General features: G+C 61.4%; 16 protein-coding genes. 10 read left to right on the top strand and 6 right to left on the bottom strand.

What is annotated here, in order from left to right; all coding sequences use genetic code 11:
• Nucleotides 1-148 precede the first annotated feature (148 nt).
• The 7 genes from QMK54_RS05545 to QMK54_RS05515 all read left to right on the top strand — a co-directional run bounded on the left by QMK54_RS05545 (nt 149) and on the right by QMK54_RS05515 (nt 8,851).
• Complete coding sequence (locus tag QMK54_RS05545) at nt 149-1,777, top strand: glucan biosynthesis protein D (RefSeq protein ID WP_320402191.1); 1,629 nt, start codon at nt 149-151, stop codon at nt 1,775-1,777.
• Between the two features lie 355 nt (nt 1,778-2,132).
• Nucleotides 2,133-3,047 carry a glutamate/aspartate ABC transporter substrate-binding protein gene (locus QMK54_RS05540; protein WP_320402190.1) on the top strand — a complete coding sequence of 305 codons (915 nt, stop codon included), beginning with the start codon at nt 2,133-2,135 and terminating at the stop codon, nt 3,045-3,047.
• Between the two features lie 193 nt (nt 3,048-3,240).
• Nucleotides 3,241-3,987, top strand: a complete 747-nt coding sequence (locus QMK54_RS05535; protein ID WP_110661448.1) for an amino acid ABC transporter permease — start codon at nt 3,241-3,243, stop codon at nt 3,985-3,987.
• Nucleotides 3,987-4,658, top strand: coding sequence for an amino acid ABC transporter permease (locus QMK54_RS05530; protein ID WP_110661446.1), 672 nt, complete (start codon nt 3,987-3,989; stop codon nt 4,656-4,658). The genes QMK54_RS05535 and QMK54_RS05530 overlap by 1 nt, the downstream gene beginning before the upstream one ends.
• Nucleotides 4,655-5,389, top strand: coding sequence for an amino acid ABC transporter ATP-binding protein (locus tag QMK54_RS05525; RefSeq protein WP_015093699.1), 735 nt, complete (start codon nt 4,655-4,657; stop codon nt 5,387-5,389). The genes QMK54_RS05530 and QMK54_RS05525 overlap by 4 nt, the downstream gene beginning before the upstream one ends.
• A gap of 235 nt (nt 5,390-5,624) precedes the next feature.
• On the top strand, nt 5,625-7,526 hold the full coding sequence (locus QMK54_RS05520) for a sensor histidine kinase (protein WP_223595266.1): 1,902 nt from the start codon (nt 5,625-5,627) through the stop codon (nt 7,524-7,526).
• On the top strand, nt 7,523-8,851 hold the full coding sequence (locus QMK54_RS05515; protein ID WP_223595264.1) for a sigma-54-dependent transcriptional regulator: 1,329 nt from the start codon (nt 7,523-7,525) through the stop codon (nt 8,849-8,851). Before QMK54_RS05520 ends, QMK54_RS05515 begins: the two co-directional genes overlap by 4 nt.
• Nucleotides 8,852-9,110: 259 nt before the next feature.
• Here the strand turns inward: QMK54_RS05515 and QMK54_RS05510 are convergent, their stop codons facing one another.
• The gene (locus tag QMK54_RS05510) at nt 9,111-10,145 is read right to left on the bottom strand and encodes an alpha/beta hydrolase (protein ID WP_320402189.1); all 1,035 of its coding nucleotides are present in this window, start codon (nt 10,143-10,145) and stop codon (nt 9,111-9,113) included.
• Nucleotides 10,146-10,363: 218 nt separating this feature from the next.
• Between QMK54_RS05510 and QMK54_RS05505 the strand changes: the two genes are divergently transcribed.
• Nucleotides 10,364-15,598, top strand: a complete 5,235-nt coding sequence (locus QMK54_RS05505; RefSeq protein WP_320402188.1) for a dermonecrotic toxin domain-containing protein — start codon at nt 10,364-10,366, stop codon at nt 15,596-15,598.
• Nucleotides 15,599-15,715: 117 nt separating this feature from the next.
• On the top strand, nt 15,716-16,633 hold the full coding sequence (gene metR / locus QMK54_RS05500) for a transcriptional regulator MetR (RefSeq protein ID WP_008021042.1): 918 nt from the start codon (nt 15,716-15,718) through the stop codon (nt 16,631-16,633).
• Nucleotides 16,634-16,810: 177 nt separating this feature from the next.
• Here metR and QMK54_RS05495 read toward each other — a convergent pair whose 3' ends face one another.
• The 5 genes from QMK54_RS05495 to QMK54_RS05475 all read right to left on the bottom strand — a co-directional run bounded on the left by QMK54_RS05495 (nt 16,811) and on the right by QMK54_RS05475 (nt 20,934).
• Nucleotides 16,811-17,308, bottom strand: coding sequence for a GNAT family N-acetyltransferase (locus QMK54_RS05495; RefSeq protein WP_223595261.1), 498 nt, complete (start codon nt 17,306-17,308; stop codon nt 16,811-16,813).
• 2 nt (nt 17,309-17,310) lie between these two features.
• The gene (locus QMK54_RS05490) at nt 17,311-17,949 is read right to left on the bottom strand and encodes a LysE family translocator (RefSeq protein ID WP_223595259.1); all 639 of its coding nucleotides are present in this window, start codon (nt 17,947-17,949) and stop codon (nt 17,311-17,313) included.
• Nucleotides 17,950-17,972: 23 nt separating this feature from the next.
• Nucleotides 17,973-18,407: an NUDIX hydrolase gene (locus QMK54_RS05485; RefSeq protein WP_110663195.1), complete on the bottom strand. Its 435-nt coding sequence runs from the start codon at nt 18,405-18,407 to the stop codon at nt 17,973-17,975.
• A 155-nt stretch (nt 18,408-18,562) separates the two neighbouring features.
• Complete coding sequence (locus QMK54_RS05480) at nt 18,563-19,888, bottom strand: APC family permease (protein ID WP_320402187.1); 1,326 nt, start codon at nt 19,886-19,888, stop codon at nt 18,563-18,565.
• A gap of 224 nt (nt 19,889-20,112) precedes the next feature.
• Complete coding sequence (locus tag QMK54_RS05475; RefSeq protein WP_320402186.1) at nt 20,113-20,934, bottom strand: carbon-nitrogen hydrolase family protein; 822 nt, start codon at nt 20,932-20,934, stop codon at nt 20,113-20,115.
• A gap of 124 nt (nt 20,935-21,058) precedes the next feature.
• Here QMK54_RS05475 and QMK54_RS05470 point away from each other — a divergent pair, with 124 nt between their 5' ends.
• A complete protein-coding gene (locus tag QMK54_RS05470) occupies nt 21,059-21,859 on the top strand; it encodes a helix-turn-helix transcriptional regulator (RefSeq protein ID WP_110660677.1) in 801 nt (266 codons plus the stop codon).
• The last annotated feature ends 160 nt before the right edge of the window (nt 21,860-22,019 follow it).

The following is a 22,019-nucleotide window of genomic DNA, read 5'->3' as shown; positions in this document are numbered from 1 at the left end:
ATCAATTTTGCTCTGCAATCGAACGGTTTAAGCTAGCCGGCATCTGTTTAAAAGTCCGTTGCGTTTGGCCGAAGGCATGTCCGAACCGATATTTCTGATCCAGCACGTGCCAGGAACGGCGCGGGATTGTTCACGACAGGTTGTATTTATGCACCGCAGGAACTTGCTCAAAGCCTCCATGGCCATCGCGGCCTACACCGGTTTGTCCGCCACCGGCCTGCTCGCCGCCCGCGCTTGGGCCGCCAGCGGCGGCACCGCTGATGGCGAGGCCACCGCGTTCGATTTCGAGGCGCTGAAGCTCCAGGCCAAACAGCTCGCCAGCAATCGCTACCAGGACACCAAACAACAGTTGCCGCCGACCCTGGCGAGCATGACGCCGCAGAACTTCAATGCGATCCGCTACGACGCCAACCACTCTTTGTGGAATGACCTGAACGGTCAGCTGGATGTGCAGTTTTTCCACGTCGGCATGGGATTCAAGCAGCCGGTACGCATGTACAGCGTCGACCCCAAGACCCGCCAGGCGCGTGAGGTGCATTTCCGCCCGTCGCTGTTCAACTATGAAAACACCACGGTCGACACCGCACAGCTCAAGGGCGACCTGGGTTTCTCCGGCTTCAAGTTGTTCAAGGCCCCGGAACTGGACAAGCACGACGTCGTGTCCTTCCTCGGCGCCAGTTACTTCCGAGCGGTGGACGCTACCGGCCAGTACGGTTTGTCGGCCCGCGGACTGGCCATCGACACCTACGCCAAGAAGCGCGAAGAATTCCCCGATTTCACCAAGTTCTGGTTCGAGACACCGGACAAGGACAGCACCCGCTTCGTGGTCTACGCCCTGCTCGACTCGCCGAGCGCCACCGGTGCCTACCGCTTCGATATCGACTGCCAGGCCGAGCGCGTAGTGATGGAAATTGATGCCCACGTCAATGCACGCACCGCCATCGATCAGTTGGGCATCGCGCCGATGACCAGCATGTTCAGCTGCGGCACCCACGAACGCCGGATGTGCGACACCATTCACCCGCAAATCCACGACTCCGATCGCCTGGCCATGTGGCGCGGCAACGGCGAGTGGATCTGCCGCCCGCTGAATAACCCGGCGACCCTGCAATTCAATGCCTTCGCGGACAAGGACCCGAAAGGTTTCGGCCTGGTGCAGACCGATCACGAGTTCGCCAGCTACCAGGACACCGTCGACTGGTACAGCCGCCGCCCGAGCCTGTGGGTCGAACCGACCACCGCCTGGGGCGAAGGCTCGGTCGACCTGCTGGAAATCCCCACCACCGGCGAAACCATGGACAACATCGTCGCTTTCTGGACCCCGAAGAAACCGGTGGCTGCCGGCGACTCGCTGAATTACGGCTACAAGCTCTACTGGAGCGCACTGCCACCGGTCGGCACACCACTGGCGCGAGTCAACGCCACCCGTTCCGGGATGGGCGGTTTCACCGAAGGCTGGGCGCCGGGCGAGCATTATCCGCCAGTCTGGGCCCGTCGTTTCGCCGTGGACTTCACTGGCGGCGGCCTGGACCGTTTGCCTGAAGGCGCGGGCATTGAGCCGGTCGTCACCTGCTCGAACGGCGAGGTCAAGGATTTCAGCATCCTGAAACTTGATGACATCAAGGGTTACCGTGTCCTGTTCGACTGGTACCCGACCAATGACAGCGTGGAGCCCGTCGAGCTGCGTCTGTTCATCCGCACCAACGACCGCACGCTGAGTGAGACCTGGTTGTACCAGTACTTCCCGCCAGCACCGGACAAGCGCCAATATCCCTGACATACCCTCCCCGTAGGAGCCGGCTTGCCGGCGATGGCGATCTCGAGACCGCTATCGCCGGCAAGCCGGCTCCTTCAGGAAGCGATGCAGACAATCCGCCATTCGGTTTTCCGAACGCGACCTGCGGGTCGGTTCGGTTAACCGGATCATTCAGCTTCAACATTCGCGCCATAAATATTTAATTTCGTTATACATCAATGACTTAACCTATTAGCACTGGTCTGGCACGAGTCATGCTCTACACTTCTTCGACGAATGTCCTTTGCGCGTACTTATCAACACGCTCAGGTGTTTTGCAGCACAAAAAGGGCCGATGAACTGGCTCCATAAAAAAAACAAAGTCGAGGAAAATTTGATGCGCATCGTTCCCCATATCCTGGGCGCAGCCATTGCTGCCGCTCTGATCAGCACTCCGGTTTTCGCCGCCGAACTCACCGGCACCCTGAAGAAGATCAAAGAGTCCGGCACCATCACCCTGGGCCATCGCGACGCTTCCATTCCGTTTTCCTACATTGCGGACGCTACCGGCAAACCGGTCGGCTACTCCCACGACATCCAGCTGAAAGTCGTCGAAGCCATCAAGAAAGACCTGGATATGCCGAACCTCCAGGTCAAGTACAACCTGGTGACTTCGCAAACCCGTATCCCACTGGTGCAGAACGGCACCGTGGACCTCGAGTGCGGTTCCACCACCAACAATGTCGAGCGTCAGCAGCAAGTCGACTTCTCCGTCGGCATCTTCGAAATCGGTACCCGCCTGCTGTCCAAGGCAGGCTCCCAGTACAAGGATTTCGACGATCTGAAAGGCAAGAACGTCGTGACCACCGCTGGCACCACGTCCGAGCGCATCCTCAAATCGATGAACGCCGACAAGCAGATGGGCATGAACGTCATCTCCGCCAAGGACCACGGCGAATCCTTCCAGATGCTGGAATCGGGTCGTGCCGTGGCCTTCATGATGGACGACGCCCTACTGGCCGGTGAAGCCGCCAAGGCCAAGAAGGCCGATGACTGGGCCGTGACCGGTACTCCACAATCCTTCGAAATCTACGGCTGCATGGTGCGCAAAGGCGACGAGCCGTTCAAAAAGGCTGTGGATGACGCCATCAAGGCCACCTACGCATCGGGCGAGATCAACAAGATCTACGAAAAATGGTTCATGCAGCCAATCCCGCCAAAAGGCCTGAACCTGAACTTCCCGATGAGCGACGAACTCAAGGCCCTGATCGCCAATCCGACCGATAAAGCGGCTGACGAAAAGAAATCCTGATTTCTGACTAACCTTACCTCCTGACAGGGCGCGTGCCCTTTCAGGAGATGGTCACTTCCTGCTGGCATTTTTTGGAAACACTCGAACCGGTGGCTGCCGAGCCGGGGGCGTGTGCCTGACGTAAAGATCAGGCGGGAACGGAGCTTCCCCCAAGCGGGCACTTGTACATCGATTGAACTGAGGGGAGACCCTAATGAATTACAACTGGGACTGGGGCGTGTTCTTTAAGTCCACCGGCGTGGGCAGCGAGACCTATCTCGACTGGTACGTGACCGGTCTGGGCTGGACCATCGCCATCGCCATCGTGGCCTGGATCATTGCCCTGACACTGGGCTCGATCCTGGGCGTCATGCGTACCGTGCCGAATCGCATCGTATCGGGCATCGCCACCTGCTACGTCGAACTCTTCCGTAACGTGCCGCTGCTGGTTCAGCTGTTCATCTGGTACTTCCTGGTACCCGACCTGCTGCCGGCCGACCTGCAAGAGTGGTACAAGCAGGACCTGAACCCGACCACCTCGGCCTTCCTCAGCGTCGTCGTGTGCCTGGGCCTGTTCACCACCGCCCGGGTTTGCGAACAGGTGCGCACCGGTATCCAGGCCCTGCCAAAAGGCCAGGAATCCGCGGCCCGCGCCATGGGTTTCAAGCTGCCGCAGATCTACTGGAACGTGCTGCTGCCCCAGGCCTACCGGATCATCATTCCGCCGCTTACCTCGGAATTCCTGAACGTTTTCAAGAACACCTCCGTGGCCTCGCTGATCGGCTTGATGGAATTGCTCGCGCAGACCAAACAGACCGCCGAGTTCTCCGCCAACCTGTTCGAAGCCTTCACCCTGGCAACGCTGATCTACTTCACCCTGAACATGAGCCTGATGTTGCTGATGCGTCTGGTCGAGAAGAAAGTCGCCGTACCGGGCCTGATCTCCGTAGGGGGTAAATGATGGAATTCGACTTCTCGGGCATCATCCCGGCCATTCCCGGTTTGTGGAACGGCATGATCATGACCCTCAAGCTGATGGCCATGGGCGTGGTCGGCGGGATCATCCTCGGCACGATCCTGGCGCTGTGCCGTCTGTCCCACAACAAACTGCTGTCGAACCTGGCTGGCGCCTACGTCAACTACTTCCGCTCGATTCCGCTGCTGCTGGTGATCACCTGGTTCTACCTGGCGGTGCCGTTCGTACTGCGCTGGATCACCGGCGAAGACACGCCGATCGGCGCGTTCGCCTCGTGCATCGTAGCGTTCATGATGTTCGAAGCGGCGTACTTCTGCGAAATCGTCCGTGCTGGCGTGCAGTCGATTCCCAAGGGCCAGATGGGCGCTGCCCAGGCACTGGGCATGAGCTACGGCCAGATGATGCGCCTGATCATCCTGCCGCAAGCGTTCCGCAAGATGACCCCGCTGCTGCTGCAGCAGAGCATCATCCTGTTTCAGGACACCTCGCTGGTCTACGCCGTCGGCCTGGTGGACTTCCTCAATGCTTCGCGCGCCAGCGGCGACATCATTGGCCGCTCCAATGAGTTCCTGGTTTTCGCCGGTCTCGTGTACTTCATCATCAGCTTTGCCGCCTCGCAGCTGGTCAAGCGTCTGCAAAAAAGGTTCGCCGTATGATCTCTATCAAAAGCATCAACAAGTGGTATGGGGACTTCCAGGTACTGACTGATTGCAGCACCGAGGTCAAAAAAGGCGAAGTGATCGTGGTGTGCGGGCCATCCGGCTCCGGCAAGTCGACGCTGATCAAGTGCGTCAACGCCCTGGAACCGTTCCAGAAGGGTGACATCGTGGTCGACGGCACCTCCATCGCCGACCCGAAAACCAACCTGCCGAAACTGCGTTCGCGCGTGGGCATGGTGTTCCAGCACTTCGAGCTGTTCCCGCACCTGACCATCACCGAAAACCTGACCATCGCGCAGATCAAGGTGCTGGGCCGCAGCAAGGAAGAAGCCACCAAGAAAGGCCTGCAACTGCTCGAACGTGTCGGCCTGTCGGCTCACGCCCACAAGCACCCGGGTCAACTGTCCGGTGGCCAACAGCAGCGTGTGGCGATTGCCCGTGCGCTGGCGATGGACCCGATCGTCATGCTGTTCGACGAACCGACCTCGGCGCTGGACCCGGAAATGGTCAACGAAGTGCTCGACGTGATGGTGCAACTGGCCCACGAAGGCATGACCATGATGTGCGTGACCCACGAAATGGGCTTCGCCCGTAAAGTGGCTGACCGCGTCATCTTCATGGACCAGGGCAAGATCATCGAAGACTGCAAGAAAGAAGAGTTCTTCGGCGACATCAGCCACCGTGCCGAACGTACGCAGCACTTCCTCAACAAGATCTTGCAGCACTAAGCAAACACCGCTCCCTCTGTGGAGGCGGGCTTGTGTGGCGAGGGGGCTTGCCCCCGTTGGGTCGCGAAGCGGCCCCGGCATTGCAAAGTCGAACCGCGTGGGTAGGGTTTACGACTGCTGCGCAGCCGAACGGGGCGATGCGGCGATCCGACAAGCCCCCTCGCCACAGAGCCGGCTCCTACAAGGACCGGTGCAAGGTTCAGATTTGTGTTGTGGTTGACCCAAGGCATCTGTGATGAAATGCGACCCCAATCTTTATCGCGCAACGTCGCCATCACTCGCCGTGAAACCCCGTCTGGTTCGTCATTTGTTCCTGCCGCCCCTGATCATCGCCATGATGATCGGACTGGGCTATATCGGCTTCTGGATCAGTGAGCACTACGGCATCCGCAGCCTCAGCGAAAACGGCCAGCGCCAGCTGGAACTGCACGCCCGTGCCGTCGAAAGCGAAATCAGCAAATACACCTACCTGCCCAGCCTGCTGGAACTCGAAACCAGTGTTTCGCAGCTGCTGGCCGACCCGACCCCGGAACACCGGCAAGCGGTCAACGATTACCTTGAAGGCCTGAACCGGCGCAGCCGCAGTCGGGCCATCTACGTGATGGACACCACCGGCCGCGTCATGGCCACCAGCAACTGGCGCGATGTCGACAGTTACCTGGGTGAAGACCTGTCCTTTCGCGCCTATTTCCAGAACGCCGTGCGCGGTCAGCCCGGGCGTTTCTATGGCATCGGCAGCACCAACGGCGAACCCGGTTACTACCTGGCCCATGGACTGGAAGAGCACGGCAAGATCATCGGCGTCGCCGTGGTCAAGGTCCGCCTGGAAGCCATGGAAGAACGCTGGCAGCGGGCGCGCCTGGAAGCCTTCGTCAGCGACGAGAACGGCATCATCATTCTGTCCAGCGATCCGGCCCGGCGCTTGAAGTCGGTGGTGCCGCTGAGTGAAGAAACCAAGGAAAAGCTCGCCCGCAGCCTGCAGTACTACTGGTTCCCGCTCAACGAACTGCAACCGCTGGCCCGGGAAACCCTGTCCGAGGGCGTGGAAAAACTCACGTTCCCGGCCAACAGCGAACTGGTGTCCGACGATGAAAACATCAGCTACCTGTCGCAAACCCGGCAGTTGAGCGATACGCCGTGGAATTTCACCCTGCTCACGCCGCTCCAGGACTTGCGTCGTGAAGCGATCAACCAGGGGATTCTGGTGGCCGTGGCCTTTGCCCTCTGCGCCTTTCTGTTGATCGCCTGGAACGAACGGCGCAAGGTGATCGCCACCCGTCTCGCGGCCCGGGAAGCCTTGCAGGAAGCCAACAATCAGCTGGAGCGTCGGATTACCGAACGCACCACCGACCTGCGCGCCAGCAACGAACGGCTCAAGGGCCAGATCCGCGAACGCCGGCACGCCGAAGAGACCTTGCGCCGCGCCCAGGATGAGCTGGTACAGGCCGGAAAACTCGCGGCCATCGGCCAGATGTCCACCAGCATCGCCCACGAACTGAACCAGCCGCTGGCGGCGCTGCGCACCTTGTCGGGCAATACCGTGCGCTTCCTCGAACGCGGCCAGCTCGATGTGGCCAGCACCAACCTCAAGACCATCAACGAACTGATCGACCGCATGGGCCGGATCACCGCCAGCCTGCGCTCGTTTGCCCGCCGCGGTGACGACAAGGGCCAGGCCTGCCTCGGCAAAGGCGTGGACGCGGCCTTGCAATTGCTCGGCGGCCGGGTGGAAAACATTCAGCTGCAACTGCACCGCGATTTCACCGATGTGCAGGTGCAGATCGACCAGACCCGCCTGGAGCAGATTCTGGTCAACCTGATCGGCAACGCCCTCGACGCCATGCAAGCGCAGCCGCAACCCGAGTTGTGGCTCGAAGGCGAAGCGTTCGATGGCAAATATCGCCTGCGGGTGCGTGACAACGGCCATGGCATCGACGCCGAAGCGCGCAAGCACCTGTTCGAGCCCTTCTTCACCACCAAACCCGGCGAACAGGGCCTGGGCCTGGGCCTGACCCTTTCCGCCAGCCTCGCCGCCGCCACCGGCGGTCACCTGGGTGTCGAGCACCCGGCCAGCGGTGGTACCGCATTCGTCCTCAGTTTACCGTTGGTAAGCCCCACTCCCGCCGAGCCAATATGAACAACGACCTTAGTGTATTGATCGTCGAAGACGACCCCCATGTGCTGCTCGGCTGCCAACAGGCGCTGACCCTGGAAGACATTCCCTGCATTGGCGTGGGCAGCGCCGAAGAAGCCCTGGAGCGCGTCGGCGACAACTTCGCCGGCATCGTTGTCAGCGACATTCGCCTGCCGGGCATCGATGGCCTGGAATTGCTGACCCGCCTCAAGGCCCGCGACCGCAGCTTGCCGGTGGTGCTGATCACCGGGCACGGCGACATCTCCATGGCCGTCGGCGCGATGCAGAAAGGCGCCTACGACTTCATGGAAAAGCCGTTCTCCCCGGAGCGCCTGGTGGACGTGGCCCGCCGCGCGCTGGAGCAACGCAGCCTGGCGCGGGAGGTGTCGTCGCTGCGCCGGCAACTGGCCGAGCGCGACTCCCTCGAAGGGCGGATCATCGGTCGCTCGCCGGCCATGCAGAACCTGCGGGAACTGATCGCCAACGTTGCCGATACCTCGGCCAACGTGTTGATCGAAGGCGAGACCGGCACCGGCAAGGAACTGGTTGCGCGCTGCCTGCATGATTTCAGTCGGCGGCACACCAAGCAGTTCGTCGCCCTGAACTGCGGCGGCCTGCCGGAAAACCTCTTCGAAAGCGAAATCTTCGGCCACGAGGCCAACGCCTTTACGGGTGCGGGCAAACGCCGGATCGGCAAGATCGAACACGCCGACGGCGGCACGCTGTTCCTCGACGAAGTGGAAAGCATGCCCCTGCCCTTGCAGATCAAACTGCTGCGGGTGCTACAGGAGCGCACCCTCGAACGCCTCGGTTCGAACCAGAGCGTGGCAGTGGATTGCCGGGTGATCGCGGCGACCAAATCCGACCTCGTCGAGTCGAGCAAGGCCGGCGAATTCCGCAGCGACCTGTACTACCGCCTCAACGTGGTGACCCTGGAACTGCCGCCGCTGCGTGAACGCCGTGAAGACATCCTGCAGCTGTTCGAACACTTCCTGCAGCAGTCATCCCTGCGCTTCGACCGCATCGCGCCGGAGCTGGACAACCAGACCGTATCGAACCTGATGAGCCACGACTGGCCGGGTAACGTGCGTGAACTGCGCAACGTCGCCGAGCGTTTTGCCCTGGGCCTGCCGGCGTTCAAGAAAACCGCTGCCGGCGGTGGCAACCAGAGCCTGGCCTTTGCCGAAGCGGTGGAAGCGTTCGAGCGCAACCTGCTCAGCGATGCCTTGCTACGCAGCGGCGGCAACCTGACCCAGGCCAGCCAGGAACTGGGCATGGCCAAGACCACGTTGTTCGACAAAGTGAAAAAGTACGGCCTGAGTCATTAAGTGTGGACCTGATTCTCAAAGCAACCCTGGTGACTGTCTGGCTACGTATCCAGACTAGAGCCAGGTCCCCTGTGGGAGCGGGCTTGCTCGCGAAAGCGGTGTGTCAGTCAACTTAAATACCAACTGACACTCCCTCTTCGCGAGCAAGCCCGCTCCCACAGGAGTATTGGGCGATCCCGGGATTTGTGCCTGGCGGCAGCCCCCTGTAGGAGCTGGCTTGCCAGCGATGGCGGTGTGTCATGGTGAAAACATTGAGGGGTTAGAGAAGGTTGCGATCGGCCACAGGCTCGATCTGCGCCCAGTGCGAAGAGTCTTCACGGTGCTCGCGCAAGTACGGCAACACCGCCGCCAGCAACGGCGCCTTGAAAGCTTCCTGGAAGCGATGGGCCAGGCCCGGAATCAGGATCAACTGACTGCCACGCAGATGCGCCGCCAGATGCACGCCGTGCATCACCGGCAGCAACGGGTCGGCCGTGCCATGCACCACCAGCGCCGGCACCCGCAACTGGTTGAGCAGCGCCACCCGGCTCGGCTCCGCGAGAATGGCCATGATCTGGCGCTTCACGCCCTCGGGATTGAACGCCCGGTCATAGGACTGAGCGGCCTGATGCAGCAGCGCCTGGCGATCGTCGGTGACCATCGGGCTGCCCAGGGCCGCCAACAAGTCGGCCTGCTGCTCCAGGGCCACTTCGCGGTTCGGTGCGCCGCGCCGGGCCAGCAACTGCACCAGCGCCGCACTCGGTGCCGGCAAGCCTTCGGCGCCGGAGCTGGTCATGATCAGGGTCAGGCTCTCGACCCGCTGCGGTGCCATGGCCGCCATGTGCTGGGCGATCATCCCGCCCATGCTGGCGCCCAGCACGTGGAATTGATCGATATGCAAGGCGTCCATCAGGCCCAGGCCATCGTCAGCCATGTCGGTCAGCGAGTATGGCGCCGACACCGGCAAGCCGAGTTTGTAGCGCAGCACCTCGAAGGTCAGGTTGGCTTCAGCCGGTGCTTGCCGCCAGGTCGACAGGCCGACATCGCGATTGTCATAGCGGATCACCCGGAAACCCTGTTGGCACAGGGCAACCACCACCTCATCCGGCCAGTGAATCAACTGCCCGCCCAGGCCCATCACCAGCAACAAGGCCGGGTCCGACGCACGACCGATGCTCTGGTACGCCAGGCTTACCTGGGCCAGATCCACCCGTTCGGTCGGAACATTGACGTCACAACGCGAAGCCGCAAAGGACGGCAGGCCGAACAACAGCGCGGCCAAAAAAACGATTCGTGAAAAGAATGAAGCACCCATGACAAAACACCAAAACGCAGAACCCCAGTAGAGCGCGAGTCTGATGAAGTTTGTTCAAGCGCGCTGCCACAGTTCCATGACAGTTTGATGAAGAGTGCCGAGCGGTCATCCGGCGTCAGATTCAACCTCACCATAACTATGTACCACCCGAGCTCCTGTCGACTGCCGCCTAATGCCTGTACCGCCGGCACGGCCCGGTCTTTTGGAGACTCATCGTCATGGTTGACGAAACCACCCCCCTTGCAGCCGATTTCGGCCTTACCTTCCCTTTGCCCGCGAACCCGGATCAAGGCCTGAGCCTGAGCGCCTCGGCGCGCTGGGAAGAATGCCGCGAACAATGGCTCAGCCTCATGGCGCAGAGCCCGCAAGCCCACCTTGACTCCGATTGGTGGAGCTCACGCGCGCTCGGCACCGATCGTTCGCGCCGGGCGCAGGCTATCCACTTGTATCGCCAGCATTTCGAGACGTCGAGCCAATGGGCATTTGCCCAGGGCATCCTGGATGCCGGGCAGGTCAAGATGCTGATGGCGATGATCGACCCGCCAGCGCAAACAACAACGCCTGACGCACACTCGGTGTATGTCGAACAACTGAATCTCAAGGATGACAAAGAACTGTCTACCCAGCTGTCAGGTGCCTTGGTCATCACCCGGGATACCGATCAGCCGGTCACTCAGTTGTTGTACCTGCCTTCGCATTCATCCGCCTGGATGACCTTTCAAAGCCGCGTTGAACTGGAGCGCTGGTTGATCGAACATCAACCGCAGCGGTTCGAGCAGCCCCGGTTGTCGACGGACACGGTCAAGGTCAAGTACACCGCCCTCGACAAGACGGTGCTGCACACCAGCGCCGAAGCCCTGTTGTCGCGCTTGTCCGTCGCCCCCGCAGACCGACCCGATAATGCTGCCGCGCTGGTCGCGCCCCCCGACCCATCGCATGCGCAGACAGACGACAACGCCGCCCTGTTCGGCCAGTTAAGCCCCGATATCCCTTTGGGTATGCGTCACCGTGCACTGGCACGACAACGGGCGGCACTGGAGGCGTTGCTCGGTGATGATTTTACCGGTACCGCCGACGATCCGCGCCTGCAACGCCTGCAACGGCAACTCGACGCCCTCACCACAGCCGAGCAAGCCAGCAACACCGCCGCGACGGCGCTGCTGGACATGGCCGATGCACTCAAATGGCTCGAGCTGCGCCACCAGCCAGACGCGCATTACGCTGCCTTGCACCAGGCACGCCAGGACGGCTTGCGCGCCGAAGCCGAACTGCAATTGAGCCTGAATCAGATCAACAGTGAAGAGCATCAGTGGCTCGTCAGCGTGCTGGATGCCCCCGATCAGCCCCGTGCAGCGGACCTGGTGGTCGCGCGACTGGAACTGTCGGCAACGGACACCGAAGGCGACCCCCGCCGTACGCAAACCGAGGAACTGGACGGCGTTCTGCTGTTTGCCAAACCCTCGGCGTTGCTGGCGCATTCCACCGACAGCCTGTTGCTCTACTGGCCCGGACGCTTCGGTGGACTGCAACGTTTTGCCTCCAGGCAGCAGCTGGAACAGTCACTGTTCAAGCGCCCGGCCAACGACCAGACCCTGGCACTGCACGTCTTGCCGCTCAATGGCCCGCCGTTTGAATACGCCTTGCAGACCCAGCTTCACCGCTGTGAACAACAGGCGGCCCGGATCATCGCGGCCAATCCTGTTCCGCCGCGTGCCAGCCAGCGCGCGGCCGAACTGGAAAAACTGCGCGAACAGACCCTCGCCTGCCTGACCGCCCCCCAGTCCGCCGCCCGGGATCTGGTGTACGCACAGATCGTCGAACAAACCCGCAGCAGTGCGCTGGCCGCCCAATTGCCAGCGTGGCATCGCCAACTGTCCAGCGTGCAGCGTGACCGCCTCAAGACGCTGTTCAAGTCCTATATCGCCGCGATGCAGCGCTCCCACGGGTGGATAGAGCGCGAGCTGCCGCCCCGGGAAGCCTTTGCCAGCAAGGCTATCGACGCCCGTTTGCGCCAGGACTTCGACCTTACCCAACAGGTGGAGGTGCTGCTCGACGTTCCGGATTCAACCAGCTGGCGCAAAGTCGTGATGGAAGGCGCGGCACCCGGCACCCCTCAAGAAAATGTGCTGATCGCCAGCGAACAGCGCAGCAAACTGTCCCTCGGCGAGCTGGCGCTGAGCAACATCGATCAGGAGATGTGGTGGCGACTGTCGTTCATGCGGGTCGAGGTCAGCGGCGGCGACGTCGCACAACAGCAGAAACTGAAAAGCACCATGACGACGTCCTGGCTGCGCAAGCTGGTCACCGAGCTGGATCTGGCCGGGAAGTATGAAACGCTGATCCGTGAGACGTTCCTCGGTCCCTCGACGGCATCGGCGTTCAGTAATGAGCATCGGCACGAATGCCTGAGCGAACCCTGGCGCCTGATGCTTCGCCTGCAAGGCGAATTCGCCGTGCTGGCAAAGGACATCGACGCCAACGGCCAGCGTGTACTGGAAATCGCCATCGACGCCAACAATCGTGAAGCCTTTGCCAGCGACGGCAAGCGCATCGAATTGTTGCCGGCGCACCTGACGGTGGGCGGCAAGGACACCCACGCCGAGGGACCGAGCACGTTGTCCGGCGTCACCTTTATCGTCGAGCACATCAGCGGCCTGACCCTGCTGTATCTGCCTGACAGCCCCGACGGCGTTTTTCTGCGCCAGTTCGACAGCCTTGAGCAGGCACGGATGCGCCTGTTCAACGACTGCCTGCGCGACCCGATAGTCAACTACCTGGCCGGCCGTGCCTTGAAGGGGGATTTCGCCCACCACGTCAGCCGGATCAACCAGGCCCGGGTGAAAAATTTCGACGGCTTGATCGGCGTCGGTACACCCTGGCCAGCCAGCACCTCCCTGGCAACGCATCTGCTGAATGCGCACATGGGGCGTTTGCTGGAAGCCCATCGGGCAACTTCGCGCTCCAATGACGCGTTGTACCTGGAGCAGGTCGCGTTGAAGTCCGGCGCCATGTTCAACTACCTGAAAATGGCCGTGGGCATGCTGCCCTTCATCGGTACGACCATCGCCCTGTACGACGCCTGGAACAGCGCCAACCTGGCGGTAGCGGCCTTCCTGCGCGGCGATGTCGGCCATGGCCTGGCCGAGGTGGAAGCGGTGCTGTTGTCGCTGATCGACGCGGCCATGGATATTGCCTCCGGCACCATTTCCACCCCAGCTGGCGCCCGCGCCGCCACGCGCAGCCGTCAGTGGCGGGCGCTGGGCAAGAGTCCGAGGGCCTTGCAGGTATCCACGCCACGCCAGGCGCGACTGTCCCTGGAACGCTTCAGGGGTTATGAATATGAAAAGCCGATTTCCCTCGCGGGCCTGCAACCGGGCAGCGAAGGCCTTTATCGCAATGTGTATCGCCACGCCGACGGCAACTTCATGCTCAGCCAGGGCCGTATCTACCGCATCGAACTGGCGGACAATCCACCGCGCTGGCGCTTGAGCGGCACGTCTACGCGGACCTACAAACAGCCGATAGCACTCGATGAAGCGGGCCAGTGGAACACTCACTATAGGGTGTACGGTACCGTGATCGAAGGGGGTGGCGTGGGTGGCGGTGCCGTGCTCGGGCACATGGCCGACGGGCTCGACCCGCTCTGGCCTGCCGCCATTCGCCGCTGGCTGCCGCGCTGGTGGACGGACCGCGCCTTGCGTCGACAATTGACCCTGACCCATACCGCCGACGCCTACACCCGACAACTCGATACCCTGACCCGCAGCAGCAGCAACACGCTGGAGCACTACTTTGGCCTCGAACCCGCCCAGCGCCCGGCCTTTCGCGCCCGTGCCGATGCAGCCTGCGCGAGCGATATCGACATCGCCCAGGCTCACTACCTGAATCTCGATGAACTGATGTTGTACAGCCATGGCCGCAAACGCGCACAAATCGAAGACATTCAAAGCCGCTGCGCCTGGGTCATCGTCGACCGCTCGGTGCGACGGATCGGCCTGCTCAAGGAGCGGCTGCTGGAACACCTCGACCGTATCGAAGAATTGGTCAACCGCTCGGACACTACGCCGGGCACCGATACCGTCACCCATTTGCAACTCATGGCGCAACGCAAGGAGGCCCGCAAAGACTTTCTCAATGACTTCGATCAAGTCTATGTGACAGTCGAGGAGGCCAATCGCTGGAACCGCCGGATCACTAACCGGACGCAGAAATCGAAGATGGCACACGACATGGCGACCGTGAATGAGAAATTCAGCGACGCCAATCACTTCTATCTGAAAACCGCGCACACCCTGGAAATCATCACCCACTATGACGCGGTGACCGACCTGTCCTGGACGTACTTCCACGTGCAGTTGAAAACAGCCCGCGACAAGGTCGGCCGCGCGTTGCTGACGCACCACCAACTGCCACACGTGAGCGCCAGCGCCAGCCAGCGCAACAAAGTCCTCGCAGACTGCCTGGCCACTTATGCCGAGTTCCGTCGCCAGCTGGGCGCCTGGACACTCGGCTATCCACAACACCTGGACCTGGAGCACGTCACGGCGTTCCTGGACAATCTGGACAAGGTTGAAGATTTTGCCCGCCATGCCATCAAGACGCGTCCTTCGGTGGTGCCCAAGGAAGGCCGGCCCGGACAGCAATTGTTCGAGACCGAAGACAACCAACTGCTGATCGGTATCGCCAGTACCGACGCCGTCACCCGACAAAAGCGCTTCACCATCGAAGGGGTCGGTGGCCACACGGAAACCTGGCTGCCGCGCTCCAGTGGCAAATATCACCTCAGCGAGCCAGCGGGTTCCGTGCAACCGACACTGCCGACCGATGTCAAACCGCTGCTGACAGAGGCCGGGAAAAGACTGGGAGCCGCAGACGCCTACATCAACAAAGTAAAAGGTCACGCTCAGCAAAACATGCTGCCGGTCGACCTTGAGCACATGATGAGCAGCGAGGCCTCGGAGTTGACCATGCGCGCCAAGGCCATCGAACGCTTGTCTGCCACTGATGCCGTAGCGCTGCAATTGCGCAATCGGGCGAAGGAGATGCTGCGCACCGGGCGCACCCTGCGCATCGAACAAAGCATGAACAGCAAAACCCCGACCGAAGGTTATCTGGACTATCTGCTTGAACAGCAGGTGGTGGACATTCGCAAGGAAGGAAGCCTGCGCGACCTGGGCAAGCGCACCGACGGACGACGGGATTTCCTGCAGGAGTACGAGGTGCGCGATCTGCGCAGCGAACCGGCGCAAACCCTGTGGTACGCCCACTTCCACTACACCTCGACGAAACCGCAATTCAGCGACTTCGTCAAAGGCCATCTGAAATTACCGTCTCAACGTAACCTCGGCCTGCAATGGCAGAAGGACGTGGCCGCCAGTGGCGGTACGGTCGAGGCGATCTGGCGCGGTGACATTGGCAAGCCGCTGGGCAACAAACACTTTTCCACGCTGTAAAGCAGCAACGGCGGAGCATGCAACGTGCTCCGCCGTGCTGATGGTCGACAGCGGCAGCAACATGAGACAAACTCAATCTTTTCGATTTATCGACAAGTTTTCCTCATGGAGCCCCCGGTGCTTGAAATCCGTCACCTCAAGACCCTGCACGCCTTGCGCGAAGCCGACAGCCTGGTGGATGCGGCCGACCGCCTGCACCTGACCCAATCGGCCCTGTCCCACCAGTTCAAGGAGCTGGAGGAGCGCATGGGCATGCCGCTGTTCGTGCGCAAGACCAAACCGGTACGCTTCACCAGCGCCGGGTTGCGCCTGCTGCAACTGGCCGACGCCACCCTGCCGCTGCTGCGCGCCGCCGAGCGCGACATCAGTCGCCTGGCCGGGGGTACCGCCGGTCGCCTGCACATGGCCATCGAATGCCACAGCTGCTTCCAGTGGCTGATGCCGACCATCGACCAGTTCCGCGATGCCTGGCCGGAAGTCGAACTGGACCTGGCTTCCGGGTTCTCCTTCGCCCCGCTGCCGGCCCTGGCCCGTGGCGATCTGGACCTGGTGGTGACTTCCGATCCGGTGGACCTGGCCGGGATCACCTATGTACCGCTGTTCACTTATGAAGCGATGCTCGCGGTAGCCAACCAGCATCGCCTGGCCGGCAAGGCCTATATCGTCCCCGAAGACCTGCTCCCGGAAACCTTGATCACCTACCCGGTGGAACGGGACCGGCTGGACATTTTCACCCGCTTCCTCGAACCCGCCGACATCGAACCGGCCCAGGTCCGCACCTCGGAACTGACGGTGATGATGATGCAACTGGTGGCCAGCGGTCGCGGCGTGTGCGGCATGCCCCATTGGGCACTGCATGAATACAGCTCCCGGGGTTACGTGAAGGCCAAGCGGCTGGGTGAGAAAGGTTTGTTCGCCACACTGTATGCGGCGATCCGCGCCGACATGCTCGATGCGCCGTACATGCGTGATTTCCTGCTGACGGCCAAGGACACGTCGTTTTCGACGTTGGATGGGGTGAGTGCGGTTCGATAAAACAATTAAACGATGCGGTCTTTGTGGCGAGGGGGCTTGCCCCCGTTCGGCTGCGAAGCAGTCGCGAAACCTGCAAGCGCAGTGAACCTGAAGGAATGCAAAGGGAGCGCTTCGCACTCCAACGGGGGCAAGCCCCCTCGCCACAAAAGCCCGCTCCCACAGGGATCTTGGTGATCCTTAGAGTTCGCGCCACATATGCAGCTTGTCGAAGTAATCCTCCCCCACTCGCACAGCCATCGGCTCCAGGCCGAACTGGACGAAACCGCAGCGCTGGTAGAGGTTGAACGCGGCAGCGTTGCCGGCGGTGACGGTCAACTGGATCAGGCGCACACCCGCATGGTCCTGCGCCTCGGCCAATGCGGCCTGAACCAGTTTATAGCCGAGCCCGCGCTGACGGACCCTGGCGGTCACGTACATGCCAAACAGCGTCACCTTGTGCCGGGCCTTTTCCCTGGGCTCGAACGCGAGGCCGACAATGCCGGCCAACCGGCCCTCTTCGAACGCCCCGAGCACCACGTCCAGCTTGCCGGTCAGGCGCGATTCCCACCAGCCCAGCGGCATCGCCGCCCGCTCACGCACACTCGAAGTGAAGGCCTGCGGGTGCAGGTCGTAGGCCTCAAGCATCAGTGCCCGATAGTCCAGGGCATGGCTGGCATCCAGTCGCTCGATCCACATGTTCAGGCCATCCGTTTTTGCTCAAGCATCAACCGCACCGCCAGGGCCGACAACACGAAGCCCATGAAATAGCGCTGCATCGCCAGCCAGGCCGGATTGTTGACGAACCACGAGGCGATGCCCGCGGCAAACATGGCGATCAGCAAGTTGACGCAGAAACTGACGCTGATCTGGGTCAGGCCGAGGATGATGCTCTGGCTGAACACCGAGCCGTGCTCCGGCGTGATGAACTGCGGAAACACCGACAGATAGAACACCGCGATTTTCGGGTTCAGGGCACTGGTCAGAAAGCCCATGGTGATCAGCTTGCGTGACGAGTCCGGGGGCAGCTGCTGCGCCTCGAACGGCGAGCGCGCGCCAGGTTTTACCGCCTGCCAGGCCAGCCACAACAGGTACAGCGCACCGGCCCACTTCAACACCTCATAGGCCACCGGCACCGCGAGGAACACCGCCGTCAGACCGGCGGCGGCAGCGAACAGGTGCACGAGAAAACCGGCGACCACCCCAAGCAACGAGATCACCCCGGCCTTGCGCCCCTGGCAGATCGAACGAGAGATCAGGTAGATCATGTTCGGCCCCGGCGTGAGCACCATCAGCAACGCGGCAGCGGCAAAAATCAGCAGGTCTTGAAGCGGGATCATGGGCGAAGTCCTTTGCGTAATGATCAAGCGATCGCGGTCAACGATGCTCGATAAAACGGCAGGATCAGGTCCTGTGTCAATGGCGCCAAGGTGACATCGCCGTCGGTGGCCGGGTCGATCCAGATCACTTCTTCGATTTCCGCCGCGGGTGTCACGTCGACATCGATGTGCAGCTGAAAAATCTCGGCGTGTACGACATGCCCCGGCTCATTGGCGGCCGGTGCCGAGAAGTGACCGAGGTAGACGGCCTGCGCCGGGTCGATGTCCAGACCCAGCTCTTCTTCCAGCTCCCGGGCGAGGGCATGGACCGGCAATTCATGCGGCTCGATCTTGCCACCCGGCTGCATGAACGCCGTGGTCCCGCGCTTGCGCACCAGCAACGTGCGGCCGTCAGGGCCGATCAGCAGGGCAGCGGCGATGCGGATAATCCCGGAGGTTGGCATGGAAAACGTCGACATAAACAGAAGCCCCTTGACTCAAAAACGCCAAGGATCACATGTCCGCCCTGTAGGAGCGAGCTTGCTCGCGATGGTCGTGAACGAAAACGCGTAAAACCAGAGGCCCATCGGCGCCCTCAGGTTTATCGCGAGCAAGCTCGCTCCTACAGTTTCCTTTACGCCGCTTCCTGGAAATCCATCTCCGGCGGCTGCCGCCGGAAACCGCCAGTCAACACTGCCAGGTACACCACGCCAATCGCCAGCCAGCTCAAGCCCAGGTACACCGCCAAGTGATCGAGGCTGACCATCAGCCACAAATCCGCTGCCAGGCCGATGAACGGGAACAGCAGGAACAGCACGAACTCGCGCGGGCCTTTTTTCTCGCCACCGATCCAGTAATGGAATATCACCGTCAGGTTGACCAGGCTGAACGCCAGGAACGCGCCGAAGTTGATGAACGAGGTCGAGGTGGTGACGTCCAGTTTCAGTGCCAGCAACGCCACCACCGCGCACAGCAGGATGCTGTTGATCGGCGTGCCGAAGCGTTCGTGCAAGGTGCCGAAGAACGCTTTTGGCAGCACGCCGTCGCGGCCCATGGCGTACAGCAGCCGTGAACCGCTGGCCTGGGCCGACAACCCCGAGGCGAACTGGCCGACGATCAGGCCGATCAGGAAGATCGAGACGAACAGGTCGCCACCGATGTTGCGGGCAATTTCATAGGCCGCCGAGTCGACGTTGTCGAACTGGAACGACGGATGAGCAATCTGCACGAAGTACGACACACCGACAAAAATCAGCCCGCCGATCAAGGTGATCAACATGATCGCCCGGGGAATGGTACGGCGTGGGTCGCGGGTTTCTTCGGTCAGGGTGCTGACCGCGTCGAAGCCGAGGAACGAGTAACAGGCGATGGCCGCGCCACTCATGATCAGCGGCATCTGCATGTCGCCGTTGAAGAACGGTTTGACTGACCATAATGGTGTGCTCGCATCACCGCCGATGTAATGCACGCACAACACGACGAAGGCGATCAGCACCAGGAACTGCACCAGCATCAGCAGGGCGTTGATGCCATTGGCCAGTTTCAGGCCGACGATGTTGATCGCGCTGGTGATACCGATGAACGCCAGCACCCAGATCCACTGCGGCACGGCCGGGAATGCGGAGTTGAGGTAGGCCGCGCCGATCAGCCAGATCGCCATCGGCAGGAACAGGTAATCGAGCAGCACCGCCCAACCGGCAATGAACCCGAGTTTCGGGCTGATGGCCTTGCGCACATAGCTGTAGGCCGAGCCGGCCACCGGGAAGGCCGAGGCCATGCGCCCGTAGCTCATGGCGGTGAAAAACATCGCCACCAGCGCCGCAAGGTACGCGGCGGGCACCATGCCGGCGGTGGATTGGGCGAGGATGCCAAAGGTGCCGAGCACAATGATCGGTGTCATGTAGGCGATGCCAAACAGCACCACCGACCCCAGTGACAGGGTGCGTTGCAAACGAGCCATGAGCGACTACTCCGAATTTTATTGGATTTATGGCAGAGCCGAGTTCGGCGCAAATTACGGGTGTTGCGTTGTTGTTCTTGGTTCAACTGGCAAATAGGTGTGTCGTCTGTCAGGGCCTCTTCGCGAGCAAGCCCGCTCCCACATTTGATCTCGGGCGTTCACACAACCAATGTGGGAGCGGGCTTGCTCGCGAAGGGGCCAGTACAAACCAAAAAGAACCCGGATCAGCTCTTGGGAATCAGCAGCTCGCGCAATCCTGAAACATGCTCAACCACGTCCCCCGGCAACCTCAGCCGCTGATCATCCAGGTAGCGATAATCCTGGCGCGCCGCTGTCAGCTGGTTCAGGTCCAGCTCCACCGCGAACTGCCCTTCCTCGCGTCCGGCTTCGAACAACAAGGCGCCCAGCGGATCGACCAACGCACTGCCGCCGGCAAACAACAAACCACCGTCACCCTCTTCCACCCGGTTGACCATCAGCGCAAAGGCCTGGTTTTCCTGGGCGCGGGCCATGATCGCGGTGCGGTGGGTCGGGCCGTACGGGTCCATGTTGCCGTTGGTGACGATCAATAGTTCCGCACCCAGTTGCGCCAGGGCGCGGGCGCTTTCGGGGAATTCGATGTCGTAGCAAATCAGCAGGCCTACGCGCACGCCGTTCCACAGGCAGGTGGCGTAGCGATCGCCCGCCTCGTAGACACCGCGATCCGAGGCCCACAAGTGAGTCTTGCGGTACTTCAGCGCGATGCCTTCGGGGGTGATCAGCAGCGTGGTGTTATAGAAACGGCCGTTGTCGTTTTCGGCCATGCCGATGGCCACGGCAATTTTGCGCTCGCGGGCGGCGGCGATCACCGCACTGACGGAGGGACCCTCCAGCGCCTCGGCCACCTCGGCCACGGTCTCGGCCGAAGGGAAGCCCATCAGGTGGCCTTCAGGAAACATGATCAATTGCGTGTCGACTGCGCATGCAGCAATGGCCGCCAGGGTGCGTTCGAGGTTGTAAGCCGTATCGTTGTCACGGCCTGCCAATTGGGCGAGTTCGACCTTCATGGGTATTCCTTGTTATGGGCCGGGCGGCAGAAAGATTGCCCGGTCAGTGTCTGTGCGCCAGTATGCGCAGCAAGCAACCGGGCGGGGAATTACGCCGCTGGGGTAACACGATAGGGGTAGATGCATGACACTCTCGTTGGACGACATCGCCTGGCACCGCTCGGTGGGGCAACTGATCGACGCCCTGGACAAGCCCAATTTCTGGACCCAGCTTGTACGTCTACTGGATCAGTACGTGCCCTTCGACAGCTGGGTGGCCCTGCTTTTCAGCGCCGACCAGCGCCCGCAGGTGTTCGCCGAATGTCCCGGCGAGGACGGCGGCCCCGACCCGTTGTTCCAGGATTACCTGCGTGGCCTGTACCTGCTCGACCCGTTCTACATCGCCTGCCGCGAGCAATCGCGCACCGGGCTGTATCGCCTGTCGGAAGTGGCCCCGGAGCACTTCGAGCTGACCGAGTATTACCAGCGCTACTTTCGTCTGAATGTGGTGGCCGACGAAATCCAGTTCAATTGCCAGCTCGAAGGCGACCGCACGCTGTGCCTGTCACTGGGCAGCAAGCAGCGCTTCAGCGGCCAGCAGATTGCCTTGTTGTCGTTGATCCAGCCCTGGGTGCTCGGTTTGCTGCGCCAGCGTCTACCCTATGAAATCAACGAAGTCGTGGCCCTGGCCCCCGCACCGCCGCAAGCCGACTGGCGGGTGCAACTGGAAGCTTCGGTGCAGCAGCTCAAAGGCGCGCAGTTGACGGTCCGGGAGCTGGATGTCGGGCGTTTGATGCTCAGCGGTTGCTCCAGCAAGGAAATCGCCCGTAAGCTGGAAATCTCTGTCGAAACCGTGAAAGTCCATAAGAAACACATGTACAGCAAGCTGGGGATCAAATCCCAGTCCGAGCTGTTTTCGATTTTTCTCCAGGCACAAAATGCCTGATGCCCATGAGGTGCTTTGCTTGATGTGGGAGCGGGCTTGCTCGCGAAAGCGGTGTGTCAGTCAACAAAGGTGCTGGATGTGACTCCGTCTTCGCGAGCAAGCCCGCTCCCACAGTGTTTGCGTTTAGCCAAAAATTTGAGTCCGAACCCAAGGAACCCGT

It is taken from the genome of Pseudomonas sp. P5_109, assembly GCF_034009455.1.
Classification (GTDB): domain Bacteria; phylum Pseudomonadota; class Gammaproteobacteria; order Pseudomonadales; family Pseudomonadaceae; genus Aquipseudomonas.
Note: the sequence above shows the minus strand (reverse complement) of the source record. Positions and strands in the feature narration are given on the sequence as shown.

Coding starts and splice junctions, on each gene's coding strand:
- QMK54_RS05545 (WP_320402191.1), top strand. CDS start 149: ATGCACCGCAGGAACTTGCTCAAAGCCTCCATGGCCATCGCGGCCTAC.
- QMK54_RS05540 (WP_320402190.1), top strand. CDS start 2,133: ATGCGCATCGTTCCCCATATCCTGGGCGCAGCCATTGCTGCCGCTCTG.
- QMK54_RS05535 (WP_110661448.1), top strand. CDS start 3,241: ATGAATTACAACTGGGACTGGGGCGTGTTCTTTAAGTCCACCGGCGTG.
- QMK54_RS05530 (WP_110661446.1), top strand. CDS start 3,987: ATGGAATTCGACTTCTCGGGCATCATCCCGGCCATTCCCGGTTTGTGG.
- QMK54_RS05525 (WP_015093699.1), top strand. CDS start 4,655: ATGATCTCTATCAAAAGCATCAACAAGTGGTATGGGGACTTCCAGGTA.
- QMK54_RS05520 (WP_223595266.1), top strand. CDS start 5,625: ATGAAATGCGACCCCAATCTTTATCGCGCAACGTCGCCATCACTCGCC.
- QMK54_RS05515 (WP_223595264.1), top strand. CDS start 7,523: ATGAACAACGACCTTAGTGTATTGATCGTCGAAGACGACCCCCATGTG.
- QMK54_RS05510 (WP_320402189.1), bottom strand. CDS start 10,145: ATGGGTGCTTCATTCTTTTCACGAATCGTTTTTTTGGCCGCGCTGTTG.
- QMK54_RS05505 (WP_320402188.1), top strand. CDS start 10,364: ATGGTTGACGAAACCACCCCCCTTGCAGCCGATTTCGGCCTTACCTTC.
- QMK54_RS05495 (WP_223595261.1), bottom strand. CDS start 17,308: ATGTGGATCGAGCGACTGGATGCCAGCCATGCCCTGGACTATCGGGCA.
- QMK54_RS05490 (WP_223595259.1), bottom strand. CDS start 17,949: ATGATCCCGCTTCAAGACCTGCTGATTTTTGCCGCTGCCGCGTTGCTG.
- QMK54_RS05485 (WP_110663195.1), bottom strand. CDS start 18,407: ATGTCGACGTTTTCCATGCCAACCTCCGGGATTATCCGCATCGCCGCT.
- QMK54_RS05480 (WP_320402187.1), bottom strand. CDS start 19,888: ATGGCTCGTTTGCAACGCACCCTGTCACTGGGGTCGGTGGTGCTGTTT.
- QMK54_RS05475 (WP_320402186.1), bottom strand. CDS start 20,934: ATGAAGGTCGAACTCGCCCAATTGGCAGGCCGTGACAACGATACGGCT.
- QMK54_RS05470 (WP_110660677.1), top strand. CDS start 21,059: ATGACACTCTCGTTGGACGACATCGCCTGGCACCGCTCGGTGGGGCAA.